We start from the raw sequence: 15,280 nt of genomic DNA, 5'->3' as shown, positions 1-15,280 counted from the left end.
GTCCCGCCGCCACTCAGATCTCCACCTGCGCGCCCAGCTCCACCAGCCGGTTGCCGGGGATGCGGAAGAAGCCGGTGGCCGGGGCGGCGTTGCGGTGCATGACCGCGAACAGCTTGTCGCGCCAGATCGGCATGCCGCGGTTGGCGCTGGCGACGATGGTCTCGCGGCTGGCGAAATAGGTGGTGTCCATCGGGTCGAAGTAGATGCCGCCCTGGTCGCAGGAGCGCATCAGCGCCAGCGGCACGTCGGGGGTCTCCATGAAGCCGAAGCGCACGATCACCCGGTAGAACTCGTCGCCGATGGCGTCCATCTTCAGCCGCTGCTTGGCCGAGGCATACGGCACCGGCAGGGTTTCCACGGTCAGGAACACGTTGCGCTCGTGCAGCACCTTGTTGTGCTTGAGATTGTGCATCAGCGCGTGCGGCACCACCGTGGCGTCGGCGGTCAGGAACACCGCGGTGCCGGGCACGCGCACCGGCGGCGCCAGCATCAGCCCGGGCAGGAAGCTGTCGATCTGGATGCCGTCCTTGCGGATCTCCTCGCGCAGCAGCTCGCGGCCGCGGCGCCAGGTGCGCATCAGGGTGAACATCACGATGCCCAGCGCCACCGGGAACCAGGCGCCCTGCAGCAGCTTGGCGCCGTTGGCGATCAGGAACGCGGCGTCGATGACGAAGAACACCACGCACAGCGGCAGCACCCAGTTGCGCCAGCGCGGCCACAGCGCACGCGCCACCAGCGCCAGCAGCAGGGTGTCGATCAGCATCGTCGCCGACACCGAGATGCCGTAGGCCACCGCCAGGTTGGTGGAGCTGCGGAAGATCAGCACCAGCGCGATCACCATCACCATCAGCAGCCAGTTGATGCCGGGGATGTAGATCTGGCCGATGGTGTCGTGCGAGGTGTGCTTGATCAGCATGCGCGGGATGTAGCCCAGCTGCATCGCCTGGCGCGCGATCGAGAACGCGCCGGTGATCACCGCCTGCGAGGCGATCACCGCCGCCAGCGTGGCCAGCACGATCATCGGGTACAGCGCCCAGCCGGGCACCGCCTCGAAGAACGGGTTCTTCAACGCCGACGGATGCTTGAGCACCAGCGCGCCCTGCCCCAGGTAGTTCAGCACCAGGCACGGCAGCACGAAGAAATACCAGGCGTGGCGGATCGGGCGCGCGCCGAAGTGGCCCATGTCCGCGTACAGCGCCTCGCCGCCGGTCACCGCCAGCACCACCGCGCCGAGGATCCACACCCCGTGCCAGCCGTGGTCGAGGAAGAAGCGGATCGCCCACCATGGACTGAACGCCTTCAGCACTTCCGGCGCGTCGACAATGTTCCAGATGCCGATCGCCGCCAGCGACAGGAACCACAGGCAGGTGATCGGGCCGAACACCTTGCCGACCTTCTCGGTACCGAAGCGCTGGCCCAGGAACAGGATCACCAGCACCACCACGGTGATCGGCACGATGAACGCATGCAGCCCCGGCGCGGCCACCTCCAGGCCTTCGACCGCGCCCAGCACCGAGATCGCCGGGGTGATCACCCCGTCGCCGAAGAACAGCGAGGCGCCGAAGATGCCGAGGATGCCGACCACGTAGGCCGAGCGCGAGCCCTTGCGCATGGTGCGCTGGGTCAGCGCCATCAGCGCCATGATGCCGCCCTCGCCCTCGTTGTCGGCGCGCATGATGATGGTGACGTACTTCAGCGTGACCACGATCATCAGCGACCAGAACGCCAGCGACAGCACGCCGAGCACGGTGTCGTGGTCGCTGCTCAGGCCGTAATGCGGCGAGAACGCTTCCTTCAGCGTGTACAGCGGGCTGGTGCCGATGTCGCCGAACACCACGCCGATGGCGCCGATGATCAGCGCGAAGCCGGCCTTGCCATGCGAGGCATCGGCCGAATGGCCGGAGCCGGGGGACGGAGCGGGAGTGGAGGACATGTGGGGATCAGGTTAGCGCCGCGAGGCGTGAAGAAAGAGGTACGGCGCGCGGTCAGCGCAACGCGGCCTGCAGGGCCTTGCGGATCACGCTGGCGACCTCGTCGCCGTCGGCGGCGGCATCGCGCGCCATCTTCGCCGCCTCGGCCGGCTTGTAGCCGAGTTGCTGCAGCGCCACGGTGGCCTCGGACACCGCATCGGTGCCGAGCTGGCCGCTGACCGGCGCGCCACCGCTGAAGTCCGCGGCGCGGTCGCGCAGTTCCACCACCATGCGCTCGGCGGTCTTCTTGCCGATGCCGGGGATGCGGGTCAGCGCGGTGACGTCGGCGCTGGTGACCATGCGCGCGAATTCGTCCACGCTGACCCCGGACAGCACCGCCAGCGCGATCTTGGCGCCGATCCCGGTGACCCGCTGCACGTCGCGGAACAGGCGCCGCTCGCCCTCGCGCAGGAAGCCGTACAGCGACACGCTGTCTTCCTTCTGCGCGTAGTGGGTGAACAGGATCACGTCGCGGCCGACGTCGGGCAGGTCGTAGAAGGTGCTCATCGGCGCCTCCAGCTCGTAGCCGACCCCGCCCACGTCGATCACCAGCCACGGCGGCTGCTTGTAGGCGAGGATGCCGCGCAGACGGCCGATCATTGGAGCGCTCCTTCGGGACTCGGGACTCGGGACTCGGGACTCGAAGGGTTTGCTGCGCGGTGGTGATGGACGGGCACGACCCGGCGCGCCGGCGATCTCTTGGAACGCGGCAATCCGCTGTTCCGGGTCCCGAGTCCCGAGTCCCGAGTCCCCACATATCTCATCATTTCCTGCTCCAAGCCTGTTGCGTACTGACGCCCAGGCGCTGCGCGGTCGCGCGCACGTGGGCATGGGTGATGGCCACCGCCAGCGCGTCGGCGGCGTCGGCCTGCAGTTTGCCGGTCAGGCTCAGCATCAGACCGACCATATGTTGCACCTGCTGCTTCTCGGCCGCGCCCTTGCCGACGATGGCCAGCTTGATCTCCTTGGCCGCGTACTCGTGCACCGGCAGGTCGCGCAGCACCACCGCGCAGATCGCCGCGCCACGCGCGTGGCCGAGCTTGAGCGCCGCGTCGGCGCTCTTGCCCATGAACACCCGCTCGATCGCCACTTCCTGCGGCTGGTATTCCTCGATCAGCGCGCCCAGGCCGTGCAGCAGGCGCTTGAGCCGCTGCGAGAAGTCGCCCTCGCCGAGCAGCAGCAGCGGCGCATGGTGGACATGGGTGGTGCGGCCGCTGCCGTCGATGTCGATGATGCCCACGCCGGTGCGCTGCGAGCCCGGGTCGATGCCGAGGATGCGGACCTTGGCGGGACTCGGGACCCGGGACTCGGGACTCGAAGGCGCTGCAGCACGGCCGGGGCTAATGGCTGCGACAGGCCGCGCCGACGATCCGTCAGGCCCTGGCACCTCGCTGTTCCGAGTCCCGAGTCCCGAGTCCCGAGTCCCGGCAGCGCCCCGAGTCCCGGCCGTCGCCATCTCAGCCGCCACTCAACGCGGACTGGTCGGCATTGGAATAGACCGCCTGCACATCGTCCAGGTCTTCCAGCATGTCCAGCAGCTTGCGCACCTGCAGCGCGGTATCGCCTTCCACGGCGATGTCGTTGTCGGCGCGGAAGCTGATCTCGGCATGGTCGGCGGCCAGGCCGGCCGCCTGCATCGCGTCCTTGACCGCGTGGAACGCGTCCGCCGAGGTCAGCACGTCGATCGCGCCGTCCTCCGGATAGACCACGATGTCGTCGGCGCCGGCCTCGATCGCCGCTTCGGTGATCTTCTCTTCGTCGGCGCCGGCAGCGAAGCTGAGCACCCCCAGGCGCTTGAACATGAACGCCACCGAGCCTTCGGTGCCCAGGTTGCCGCCGCACTTGCTGAAGGCGTGGCGCACGTCGGCCACGGTGCGCACGCGGTTGTCGGTGAGGCAATCGACGATCACCGCGACCCCGCCCGGCGCGTAGCCCTCGTAGCGGATCTCCTCGTACTCCACCCCTTCCAGCTCACCGGTGGCTTTCTTGATCGCGCGCTCGATCACGTCCTTGGACATGTTCGAGGCCAGGCCCTTGTCCATCGCCACGCGCAGGCGCGGGTTGTTGGACGGGTCGCCGCCGCCGGCACGCGCGGCGACGCCGATCTCGCGGATGATCTTGGTGAAAATCTTGCCGCGCTTCGCATCGGATGCGTTCTTGCGGGCTTCGATCGAGGGGCCTCTACCCATGGGGCGTTCCGGACATCAGTTAGGACAAGCGGCGGATTTTACTCGATTGCGCCGCCGCGCCCGCATCCGCGGCGCAAGCGCTCAGGCGGCGAAGCGGCCATGGCGCAGGAACGCCGCGGCCTGGCGCGCGGCCAGCGGCGAGAACAGCAGGCCGCTGTGGCTGGCGCGCACCAGGCAATGGTCGCGCAGGCCCGGTACACGGGTCTCGGCCAGGGCCACGGTGCCGTCCGATTGCGGCCCCAGCGCGGCGATGCGGTTGCCCAGTCCCAGCGCGACGCTGCCGGCCACCATGCCGACCGCGGCGGGACCGTCCCAGCGCCCGAGACCCTGCTGCAGCAAGGCCGCGCTGCGTCCGAGAGCGACGCCGAGGCCGCGTCGCAACAGCGTCTGCGCCACCGCGCTGCCGGCCAGCGGGGAGCCCAGGCACACCACCCGGGTCACCGGCAGCTGCGGCGCCTGGCGCAAGGCCTGCAGCGCGATCAGCCCGCCCAGGCTGTGCCCGACCAGCGCCACCGGCCCCCGCTCCGCCATTTGTTCGATCCGCCGCTGCAGGCGCGGCAGCGCCGCCTCGGCGCCGCCGAAGGCGGTCGAATAGCCGAAGGCGGCGACGCGGAAGCCCTCGCGGCGCAGCCGCCAGGCCAGCGGGCCGAGCCAGACGCGGCCGTTCCAGATTCCGTGCAGCAGCAGGACCTGCGGCAAGCGATCGACCGCGGCGCCGAGGGTGCGCGTGCGCGCGGCCTCAACCACAGATGAGGCGGACGATGACCACCGCCGGCCCGCCAGTGGCCGGTTGCAGCGCGGCCGGTGGCGCGCATGCGGCCAGCAGCGGCAGCGAGGCCGCGGCGCATTTCAGTGGTCGCGACATGGCGATCTCCTGTCAGGCTCGGAGCCGCCAGTCTACTACGCCCCCATCGCCCGCCCTTCCCGGCGGCCATCCACATCGGTATGCCGCGTGGACTACGCGGCCTGCGGCACGCGGCGCAGGATGAACTCCAGATCGCGGGTCTGCCCGACCGGGAACTCGTAGGTGCCGACCTTCTCGAAGCCGTAGCGCGCATAGAAGCGCTGCGCGCCGAAGTTCTCCGACCACACGCCGATCCACAGCGTGCGCGGGCCTTGGCGCTCCAGCCAGGCCAGCGCGGTTTCGAACAGGCGGCTGCCCCAGCCGCTGTTCTGGTGCGAGCGCAGCAGGTACAGCCGCTTCAATTCGCCGTCACCGGGCTGCACCTCGGCATGCGGCAGGCCGCAGGGACCGGCCGCGGCATGGCCCACCGCCACGCCGTCGTCCTCCAGCAGCCAGATCGCGTAATCCGGGTGCTGCAGGATGATGCGCTGGCGTTCGGCGGTGTAGGTCTCGCCGAGGAAGCCGTACAGGTCCTCCGGCGAATACAGATGACCGAAGGTCTCGGTGAAGGTGGCCGCGGCCAGCGCCGCCAGCGCGGCGGCGTCGTCCGGCGTGGCCTGGCGGATCGCCAACGCCATCGCTCAGCCCTGCACCGGCTTGGCGCGCACCTGCACGTGCACTTCGGCCAGCTGCGCGTCGGCGATCGGCGACGGCGCGTCGGTCATCAGGTCCTGCGCGCCGGTGGTCTTGGGGAACGGGATCACGTCGCGGATCGAGTCGGTGCCGGCCATCAGCGCGGCGATGCGGTCGATGCCGAAGGCGATGCCGCCGTGCGGCGGCGCGCCGTAGTTCAGCGCGTCGAGCAGGAAGCCGAACTTGGCGCGCGCCTCCTCGGCGCCGATGCCGAGCAGTTCGAACACCGCGCTCTGCATCTCCGGGCGGTGGATACGGATCGAGCCGCCGCCGATCTCGTTGCCGTTGAGCACCATGTCGTAGCCGCGCGACACCGCGGTCCTGGCATGCGTGCGCAACTGCGCGATGTCGTCCACCGCCGGCGCGGTGAAGGGGTGATGCAGGGCGACGTAGCGCTGCGCTTCCTCGTCCCATTCGAACATCGGGAAATCGGTGACCCACAGCGGCGCCCAGCCCTGCGCGACCAGGCCGAAGTCCTTGCCGGCCTTCAGCCGCAGCGCGCCCATGAAGTCGGAGACCTTGTTGTAGCCGCCGGCGCCGAAGAACACGATGTCGCCGTTGCCGGCGCCGACGTGTTTGACCAGTGCGGCGAAGGCCTGTTCGGAGAAGAACTTGGCGATCGGCGAGCTGATTTCGCCGGTCTCCGACAGCTTGATGTAGGCCAGGCCCTTGGCGCCGTACTTGGCGGCATGCGCGGCGTAGTCGTCGATCTGCTTGCGCGACAGCGTGGCGCCGCCGGGAATGCGCAGCGCGGCGACGCGGCCGTCGGCATCGGCGGCGGCCGCGGCGAATACCGGGAACTCGCTGGACTTGACCAGCTCGGCCACATCGACCAACTCCAGGCCGATGCGCAGGTCGGGCTTGTCCGAGCCATAGCGGCGCATCGCTTCGGCCCAGGTCATGCGCGGGAATTGCGCGGCCAGTTCCACGTCCACCACTTCCTTGAAGATGTGGCGGATCATCTGTTCCACCGCATCCTGCACGTCGCGCTCGCGCACGAACGCGAACTCCATGTCGAGCTGGGTGAACTCGAGCTGGCGGTCGGCGCGCAACGCCTCGTCGCGGAAGCAACGCGCGATCTGGTAGTAGCGGTCGAAGCCGGCCACCATCAGGATCTGCTTGAACAGCTGCGGCGACTGCGGCAGCGCGTAGAACTCGCCCGGATGCATGCGCGCCGGCACCAGGAAGTCGCGCGCGCCTTCCGGGGTGGCCTTGGTCAGGATCGGGGTCTCGATGTCCTGGAAGCCGCGCTCGTCCAGATAACGGCGCAGCGCCTGCACCAGCTTGATGCGGGTGCGCTGCATGCGCTGCATTTCCGGGCGGCGCAGATCCAGGTAGCGGTACTTCAGGCGGGTTTCCTCGCCCGGGTTCTCGTGCGCATGGAACGGCAGCGGCGCGGCCTTGTTGAGCACGCTGATGCGGGTGGCGATGACCTCGACCTTGCCGCTGCGCAGCTTGTCGTTGACCGCATGCCGCGCGCGCACCACGCCTTCGACCTGCAGCACGTCCTCGTAGCCCAGCGAGGCGGCGACCGCGAACACCTCCGCGCTCTCCGGCTCCACCGTCACCTGCACGATGCCCTCGTGGTCGCGCAGGTCGATGAAGCAGACGCCGCCGAGATTGCGGGCGACATCGGTCCAGCCGGCCAGGGTGACGGTTTGGCCGATCAGGGTCTCGTCGACCAGGCCGCAGAAGTGGGTACGCATCGCAAACTCCAAGGTGGGGCCGCCGGCGCAGAACGCGCCGGCGAGCCGGATATTCTGCGGCGCGGCGCCGGCCCGGGCAAATCCCGCCGCAACTCACCTGGCCTTAAGTTTCCGTGAGGCTATAGTCCGCCCACAGTCACGGGCGTCGGAGGGGACCCATGTTGAAGCAGCTGAGCGGTTGGTTGTTGGTGGTCGGCCTGGCCTTGACCAGCGGGCCGGTGGCTGCGCAAAGCGCCCGCGCCTATGCGCCGGAGGACCTGCGGCAGCTGTCGGTGCCGAGCCGGGTGCGGGTGATCGAGCGCGAATACGCCGACCAGAGCCGCGGCCGGCAGATCCCCGACGACCAGCTGGAGTTCTACCTGGACCAGATCGACCGCGGCTGGGGCTTCGGCCGCATCCAGCAGGACATCTCGACCTCGCTGCGCGGCAGCAGCGGCCAGTGGCGGCCGCAACCTGGCTTCAATGCCCAGACCATCGCCTGCTCCAGCAACGACCGCAAGCGCCGCCAGTGCGCCACCCCGTTCCGCGGCCGCGCGCAGTTGGTCGGCGCGCTGTCGGATTCGCCATGCATCGAGGGCCAGACCTGGGGGTCCGGCCCCGGGGTGGTGTGGGTGGACCGCGGCTGCCGCGGCCGCTTCGCCGAAGGCCGCGGCGGCTGGGGCGATGGCGGCGGCCCTGGTCCCGGCGGCACCATCCGCTGCGAGAGCCAGGACCAGCGCCAGCGCGTCTGCACCACCGGCTGGCGCAATGCGGTGCTGGTGCGGCAGCTTTCCGACACCCGCTGCATCGAGGGCCGCACCTGGGGCCAGCGCGACGGCGCGGTGTGGGTGGACGATGGCTGCCGCGGCGAGTTCGCCGAAGGCCGGGGCGGCGGCGGTGGCGGCTGGGGTCCGGGCCGCCCGCCGTCCGGCGACGACTACTCGGTGACCTGCAGCAGCGACGACAAGCGCCTGCGCAGCTGCGCCTGGGACCGCCGCCAGGGCCGCCCGGCGGTGATCCAGCAGCTCTCCGGCACCACCTGCGTCGAAGGCCGCAACTGGGGTTACGAAGGCAACGCGGTGTGGGTCAAGGAAGGCTGCCGGGCACGCTTCGGCGCCCGCTGAATCTTGCCAGGCAGGAACGCGAACGGCCCGGAGGCGACTCCGGGCCGTTCGCATTTCCGGGACGTCCCGCTCAGGTCGCAGCGGGCTTGGCGGCCGGCGCCGGCGTGGCCGCGGGGGTTGCGGCAGGCTTGGCCGCGCTGTCGGTGGAGGCGGACGCGGCGGCCGGCTTGGCCTCGCCGGTACTGCCGCTGCCGGACTCGGCCAGGTTGCGCTTCTTGTCGCCGTCCTTCTTGAAGTCGGTTTCGTACCAGCCGCTGCCGGACAGGCGGAACGACGGCGCGGTCAGCTGCCGCTTGACCGCGGGCGCACCGCACGCCGGACAGGCGTCCGGATCGGGATCGGACAGTTTCTGCAGGCGGTCGAAGCTGTGACCGCACTCGGCACATTGGAACGCATAGATCGGCATGGCGGCAAAAACGCGAAAGGAACACAGGCAGCCAGTATGGGGCCCGGGCGCCGGCTTTCAAGCGATACCGGCGCGTGGCGCCCTGGGGGCAGGGATTTCCCTGCGGGCCGCCGCGTCGCTGCGCGGGCCCGGGAACCGCGGGCCGCTCAAACGGCCGCCTGCGGCAGCGCCGGCCGCGGCGGATCGACCGGCAGCGGCGGTGCCGGATCTTGCGCAGCCGGCGCCTCGCGCAGGCCCTGGGCTGGCGCCGCCGGCAGCGGCGCGGCGTCGGCCGGATCCACGTCGAACGGCATGCGCAACAGCAACGACGGCAGCAGCGTGCTCAGCGCCGCGTACAGCAGCAGCGCGCCGAACAGCGCATCGGCGATGGCGAAGCGCTCGCGCAGGATCCCGGCCAGCACCAGGGTGAAGATCAGGGTCGGCGCCAGCGCCAGCGATACCCGCAGGCTGCTGCGCGCATCCTCGCCGAACAGCAGCCGCCGCTGCAGCCAGACGATGCCGATGCGCAGCGGCAGCACGCACGCGGTCAGCGCCAGGCCAAGTCCCAGCGCCTGCAGGCTCAGCGCCCCGCTCGGCACCTTGGTGCCGGCGTTGAAGAAGTAGAACGGCACGAAGAACGAGGCGAACAGGCGCACCGCGTGCAGGTTCTCGTCGGAGGCCAGCAGCGGCATGCGCTGGCGCAGCAGGCGCGCGACCAGCCCGGCGATGAACGCGCCGACGAGGTAGTACACGCCCAGCGAATAGGTGATGTAGGCGGCGATCAGCCCGACCATCACCAGCAGCGAGAACTCCGACCCGGGCGCCTGCGGCGCCACCCAGCGTCCCAGCGCCACGAACAGCAGCGGCAGGCCGACCAGCATCGCCAGCAACGCCAGGCTGGACAGGCCCATCCGCCAGGGATCGCCGGCCTGCAGGATCACGAACAACGCCGCCAGCGCCAGCAATTCGCCGGCGATGGCCTTGCTGGTGACCCAGAAGCGCTCTTCCTCGATGAGCCCGAGCCGGCCCAGCGAATCGATGATGAAGCCGGTGGACGGGGTCAGCAGCGCCAGCGCCAGCAACCCGGCCGCCTGCCACGGCAGCGCGGCGTAGCGCCAGGCCAGCCAGCCGACCCCGAACAAGGTGCCGCCGCGCACCAGCAGGTGCAGCAGCAGCGGCCACAACCCGCGGCGCAGCGCCTTCAGGTCCACCTCCAGGCCGGCGAACAGGAACAGCGAGGAGATGCCGAGCGTGGCCAGCAGTGCGATCACCGCATCGTGCGCGCGCTCGCCCATCGCCAGCATCGCGACGATGCCGAACAGCAGGCAGGTCAGCGGCGCCGGCAGCTTGAAGCGCTGCAGCGCGCGCGGGATCACCAGCAGGGCGAAGATCAGCAGCAGGTAGATCAGTTCGTGGCTCATCGGGCAGCGTGTCCATCGTGGGGGCCACCGGCGGCGACGGCAGCAGCGCCAATGATGCCGCGTGGCGCGCACGGGTGTCGTCACGCTGCACCGGCGCCTGCAGTGGTTGCCTGTTCCCTATCTGTATGCAGGCCGGCAGCCTGACACGCGAGGCAGCGGCTCCAGCGCGGCAGCGGCGAGACGTGTCCGCATGCCTCGCCGCTGGCACGCGCCCTGCGCACGCCGTATCGCGGATGCGCGCGCACGGCAGCACGTAACGCAAACAGGCAGTCACACACACGCAACCATGTGTCGACACCATCGCAGCCCCCACACAAGCATTCGCCCTTGATGAATTTTCCGAAAAGTTTCCGTGCTCCGCGGCGCACGACCCTCGCCCTCTTGCTGTCGGCAATGGTCGCCCACGCCCAGGCGGCCAGCGACGCCAGCGCTCCTGCCGCCGATGCCGACGCGCAGGTCTCCACCCTGGACCAGGTGCAGGTCGTCGGCCAGGCCACCACCTACGCCAAGACCAGCGTCAGCAAGGAGATGCTGGACCGCCAGTTCGCGATGGGCAGCGTCAACGACGTGCTCAACGAACTGCCCGGGGTGATCGTGACCGAGGCCGATGCGTTCGGCTCCTCCGACTGGGGCACGCAGATCAGCATGCGCGGCTTCGTCAGCAACCGCGATACGCAGCAGATCGGCACCACCATCGACGGCCTGCCCAACGGCGGCTCGGCCTACGGCGGCGGCTCCAAGGCCAACCGCTTCATCGACACGCTCGACCTGGAGACGGTCGAAGTCAGCCAGGGCACCGCCGACATCGCCTCGCGCTCCAACGAAGCGCTGGGCGGCACGCTCAACTACCTGACCAGCGAACCGCTCGACGCGCAGCGCGTGCGCATGGCCGTGGGCATCGGCGACAACGAGGCGCGCAAGTACTACGCGCGCTACGACACCGGCCTGATCAGCACCAGCAAGGCCTGGCTCAGCGCCTCGCACAGCAGCAACACCGACTGGATCGACGGCAGCGGCCACACCACCCGCGATCATCTCGCCGGCAAGTTCGACAGCGACCTGGGCGCGTGGAAGCTCAGCGGCTACCTGTCCTACGACGATGCCGACGAATCCGAGTACAGCAGCGTCACCCCCGAGCAGTTCGCGCGCGATCCCGAGCACGACCTGCTGACCGGCACCCTCACCGGCATTCCCTATCTGGACCAGAACTACCGTTCCGGCTCGCGCGCGCTGCGCAAGAACACCTTCGGCTACCTGCGCGGCGCGTTCGACGGCGGCAACGGCTTCAAGGCCACGCTCGCCGGCTATGCGCATCGCATGCAAGGCCGCGGCGACTGGATCCCGCCGTACCTGGTGGACGTGACCGACGACGGCAGCGGCAAGCCCGAATCCGAATACACCGGCGGACACACCGTGTACGGCGGCAGCGACCTGGGCAAGATCTACTTCGTCACCCCCGGCGGCGCGGCGGCGACGATGCTGGCCGGCTGCAGCGGCAGCGCCACGGTGCCGGCCGAGTCCGATCCGGCCTGCTACCCGGCCGGCTCGCAGGCGGTGCAGTCCTACCGCCACAGCCACTACGACAACGACCGCGCCGGCGTCACCGCCGATGCCGAATGGCGCGCCGACCTGGGCGCGATCGACAACACCGTGCGCGCCGGTGTGTGGCTGGAAAAATACCAGCGCAGCGTCACCCGCGACTGGCACCGCTTGCTCAACGTCGGCACCAACATCGCCTTCGACCACGTGCCGTACTGGGTGCAGTTCAAGGACCACTACGACACCGACGAGCGCATGTACTACGTGGAAGACGTGATGCGCTACGGCAACTTCGCCTGGCGCGTGGGCGTCAAGCAGTTCTTCGTCGACCAGACCCGCGACCGCCGCATCGGCGACAGCGAACACGTCGAGTCGGACTCGCATTCCGATCCGCTGTTCTCCGCCGGCCTGACCTGGACCACGCCGGTGAAGGGCCTGGAAGCCTTCGCCGGCTATTCGCAGAACTTCGCCGCGATTCCCTCCGGCGTGCTCGGCGAGACCGACCCGGTGGCGCTGAGCCGGGTCAAGCCGGAGACCGCCGACAACATCGAGCTGGGCCTGCGCATGAGCCGCTGGCCGCTGACCGGCAGCGTCACCGTGTACGACATCCGCTTCGACAACCGCATCGTCTACGTGCCGGCGAACTTCGTCAGCGGCATCGACTATCTCGGCGAGACCGACGGCGTCTACGAGAACTTCGGCGGCGTGCATGCGCGCGGCGTGGAAGCGGCGCTGGGCTACGGCTGGGACAACGGCTGGCGGATCAACGGCGCCTACACCTTCAACAAGGCGACCTACCTGGGCAGCGGCGACGCCGCGCGCGACACCGCACTGGAGATCACCCCCGGCTCGCAGGTGATCGGGCAGCCGCGCAACACCCTGGTGGCCTCGGCCGACTGGCAGGGCCAGGCGTGGTCGTTCGGCATCTCCGGGCGCTACCTGGGCAAGCGCTACCTGGATGCGTCCAACAGCAACAGCCTGGACGGCGTCACCACCTTCGGCGCGCACCTGGGCCTGAGCCTGTCGCAGCTGTCGGCCCAGCTGCAGGGCGTGAAGCTGGACCTCAACGTCAGCAACCTCACCGACAAGCGCTACCTGGAAGGCGTGGACGGCAGCGACAGCGCGTTCATCGCCGCACCGCGCACGGTCGGCCTGACCCTGACGCTGGATCTGTAATCGCGCAGCCCGCATGCTGCGTCCTCGCCGGCGGCCTGGCGCCGCCGGCGAGCCCTTTTCGTCCCGTCCTGCCGGTGCACGCGCCATGACCGATCTTCCCCGCCGCCGCCTGCTCCAGGCCGGCGTCGCCGGCGCCGCCGCCGCGCTGTTGCCGCTCAGCATCGCCCGCGCCGCCGCGATCGCCCCGGACGTGCGCAGCGGCACCCTGCAGGACCTGCAGCACGTGGTGATCCTGATGCAGGAGAACCGCGCCTTCGACCACTACTTCGGCAGCTTCGCCGGCGCGCGCGGCTTCGGCGACCGCTTCCCGATCCCGGCGCCGCCGTTGCCCGGCAGCGCGCCGCGCACCGTCTGGCTGCAACCCAGCGAAGACGGCAGCCGGCTGCTGGCGCCGTTCCCGCTGCAGACCGCGCGCGACTTCCGCGGCATGCGCGTGCAGGGCACCCCGCACACCTGGCCCAATGCGCAGCAGGCCTGGGACCACGGCCGCATGGGCCGCTGGGCCGCGGCCAAGCACGACCACGCATTGGCCCACTACGAACGCGACGACCTGCCGTTCCAGTTCGCGCTGGCCGAGGCCTTCACCCTGTGCGACGCCTACCACTGCGCGATCCAGGCCGGCACCAATCCCAACCGCGTGTTCCTGTGGACCGGGCAGAACGATCCGCAGGCGCGCGCCGGCGGGCCGGTGATCGCCAACTCGCACGACAACTTCCCCGAACTGGGCGGGCATGCCGACGACTACCGCTGGCCCAGCTACGTGGAAGCCTTGCAGCAGGCCGGCGTGTCCTGGCAGATCTACCAGGACATGGCCGACAACTTCACCGACAACCCGCTGGCCGGCTTCGCTCCGTTCCGTGCCGCCTGGCGCGGCGCGCCCGGGCACGAACCGCACCTGCGCGAACGCGGCGTCGGTACGCGCACGCTGGCGCAGCTGCGCGAGGACGTGCTCGGCGCGCGGCTGCCGGCGGTGAGCTTCATCATCGCCGACGCCGCCGGCAGCGAGCATCCCGATCCGTCCAGCCCCGCGCAGGGCGCGGCCTACACTGCGCGTGTACTGGATGCGCTGACCGCCGATCCGAAGGTCTGGTCGCGCACCGCGCTGCTGCTGATGTTCGACGAGAACGACGGCTTCTTCGACCACGTGCCACCGCCGGCGCCGCCCTCGCCCGATCCCGCCGCGGCCGGCGGCTGGGCCGGCGCCTCGACGGTGAGCACCGACGGCGAATACCACCTGCACCCCGCCCCGGGCGACGAAAAAGCCGATCTGCCCGAACTGCGCGGCCGGCCCTACGGGCTGGGCCCGCGGGTGCCGATGTACGTGATCTCGCCGTGGAGCCGCGGCGGCTGGATCGACTCGCAGGTCTACGACCACACCTCGGTGCTGCGCCTGCTGGAACGCCGCTTCGGCGTCGCCGCCAGCGGGCTGACGCCGTGGCGCCGCGCGGTCTGCGGCGACCTGGTCGATGCCTTCGACTTCCGCCAGGCCGATACGCGCCCGTTCTTCGCCGCGCTGCCCGACGTCAGCGCCGCCGCCGCGCGCGCGGCCGCCCTGCACGAGCATGTGCTGCCGCCGCTGCCAGCCACCGTGCAGGCGCCGCAGCAGCCGTTCGGCGTGCGCCGCTCGCGCGCATTGCCGTATCGCCCGACGGTGCAGTTGCAACACGTGAGCGCACGCGGCGAAGTGCTGCTGCGGATGGGCAATGCCGGCGCAGCCGCGGTGCTGCAGGTCTACGACCGCTACGACCTGGCCGCGATTCCGCGGCGCTACACGCTCGGCGCAGGCGCCACGCTGGACGCCACCTGGACCACCTACGACGGCCGCTACGACCTGTGGCTGCTCGGCCCCAACGGCTTCCACCGCCATTACCGCGGCGACCTCGACGCTGCGCCGCTGCACGCCGAGATCGCCCAGGACGCGCGCGATCCGCGGGCGCTATGCCTGCTGCTGCGCAATCCCGGCAGCAGCGCGCTGCGCGTGGAACTGCAGCCCGGCGCCTATGCGCAGGCGCAACCGCACGACAGCGTGACGCTGGCGCCCGGCACCGAACAGCGGCGCAGTTGGAGCGCGGCGCCCAGCGGCGGCTGGTACGACCTGTGGCTGATCCAGGACGGCGCGCGCCAGCGTCTGGCCGGGCGCGTGGAAACCGGCAAGCCCGGCGTCAGCGATCCGGCGATGGGCGGGCCGGCGCGGTTGTTCCAGGACGACCCGATCGCGGTTGGCGCGCTCGGCTGAGCGCTCCCGCCTTGCGCA

13 protein-coding genes are annotated in these 15,280 nt (G+C 70.3%); 3 read left to right on the top strand and 10 right to left on the bottom strand.

All coding sequences use genetic code 11. The annotated features are described in order from the left end of the window. Window positions 1-13: 13 nt before the first annotated feature. The 8 genes from NRY95_06295 to aspS form a co-directional block, all read right to left on the bottom strand. A complete protein-coding gene (locus tag NRY95_06295; protein ID UYC17565.1) occupies window positions 14-1,933 on the bottom strand; it encodes a potassium transporter Kup in 1,920 nt (639 codons plus the stop codon). Between the two features lie 52 nt (window positions 1,934-1,985). Continuing rightward, complete coding sequence (ruvA, locus tag NRY95_06290; protein UYC17564.1) at window positions 1,986-2,570, bottom strand: Holliday junction branch migration protein RuvA; 585 nt, start codon at window positions 2,568-2,570, stop codon at window positions 1,986-1,988. Between the two features lie 163 nt (window positions 2,571-2,733). Continuing rightward, window positions 2,734-3,246, bottom strand: a complete 513-nt coding sequence (gene ruvC / locus NRY95_06285; protein ID UYC18521.1) for a crossover junction endodeoxyribonuclease RuvC — start codon at window positions 3,244-3,246, stop codon at window positions 2,734-2,736. A gap of 181 nt (window positions 3,247-3,427) precedes the next feature. Next, window positions 3,428-4,159 carry a YebC/PmpR family DNA-binding transcriptional regulator gene (locus NRY95_06280; protein ID UYC17563.1) on the bottom strand — a complete coding sequence of 244 codons (732 nt, stop codon included), beginning with the start codon at window positions 4,157-4,159 and terminating at the stop codon, window positions 3,428-3,430. A gap of 81 nt (window positions 4,160-4,240) precedes the next feature. Beyond that, window positions 4,241-4,906, bottom strand: a complete 666-nt coding sequence (locus tag NRY95_06275; GenBank protein UYC17562.1) for an alpha/beta hydrolase — start codon at window positions 4,904-4,906, stop codon at window positions 4,241-4,243. Continuing rightward, window positions 4,899-5,024, bottom strand: coding sequence for a hypothetical protein (locus tag NRY95_06270; protein UYC17561.1), 126 nt, complete (start codon window positions 5,022-5,024; stop codon window positions 4,899-4,901). The genes NRY95_06275 and NRY95_06270 overlap by 8 nt, the downstream gene beginning before the upstream one ends. A gap of 92 nt (window positions 5,025-5,116) precedes the next feature. Further along, window positions 5,117-5,641: a GNAT family N-acetyltransferase gene (locus NRY95_06265; GenBank protein ID UYC17560.1), complete on the bottom strand. Its 525-nt coding sequence runs from the start codon at window positions 5,639-5,641 to the stop codon at window positions 5,117-5,119. Between the two features lie 3 nt (window positions 5,642-5,644). After that, on the bottom strand, window positions 5,645-7,402 hold the full coding sequence (gene aspS / locus NRY95_06260; protein ID UYC17559.1) for an aspartate--tRNA ligase: 1,758 nt from the start codon (window positions 7,400-7,402) through the stop codon (window positions 5,645-5,647). A gap of 158 nt (window positions 7,403-7,560) precedes the next feature. Between aspS and NRY95_06255 the strand changes: the two genes are divergently transcribed. Then, on the top strand, window positions 7,561-8,505 hold the full coding sequence (locus NRY95_06255; GenBank protein ID UYC17558.1) for a DUF3011 domain-containing protein: 945 nt from the start codon (window positions 7,561-7,563) through the stop codon (window positions 8,503-8,505). Window positions 8,506-8,575: 70 nt separating this feature from the next. Here NRY95_06255 and NRY95_06250 read toward each other — a convergent pair whose 3' ends face one another. Next, on the bottom strand, window positions 8,576-8,911 hold the full coding sequence (locus NRY95_06250; protein UYC17557.1) for a zinc ribbon domain-containing protein: 336 nt from the start codon (window positions 8,909-8,911) through the stop codon (window positions 8,576-8,578). Window positions 8,912-9,057: 146 nt separating this feature from the next. After that, complete coding sequence (locus NRY95_06245; GenBank protein UYC17556.1) at window positions 9,058-10,311, bottom strand: cation:proton antiporter; 1,254 nt, start codon at window positions 10,309-10,311, stop codon at window positions 9,058-9,060. 330 nt (window positions 10,312-10,641) lie between these two features. Between NRY95_06245 and NRY95_06240 the strand changes: the two genes are divergently transcribed. Both NRY95_06240 and NRY95_06235 read left to right on the top strand, forming a co-directional pair. Then, a complete protein-coding gene (locus NRY95_06240; protein UYC17555.1) occupies window positions 10,642-13,026 on the top strand; it encodes a TonB-dependent receptor in 2,385 nt (794 codons plus the stop codon). Window positions 13,027-13,111: 85 nt separating this feature from the next. After that, window positions 13,112-15,262 (top strand): phospholipase C, phosphocholine-specific, encoded by a 2,151-nt coding sequence (locus tag NRY95_06235; GenBank protein UYC17554.1) that lies wholly within the window; start codon window positions 13,112-13,114, stop codon window positions 15,260-15,262. Window positions 15,263-15,280 lie beyond the last annotated feature (18 nt).

The sequence above is a fragment of the Xanthomonas campestris pv. phormiicola genome (genome assembly GCA_025666215.1).
In the GTDB taxonomy this organism is placed as follows: Bacteria; Pseudomonadota; Gammaproteobacteria; order Xanthomonadales; family Xanthomonadaceae; genus Xanthomonas_A; species Xanthomonas_A campestris_A.
The sequence above is the reverse complement of the archived record's forward strand: the minus strand, read 5'-3'. Positions and strand labels throughout refer to the sequence as shown.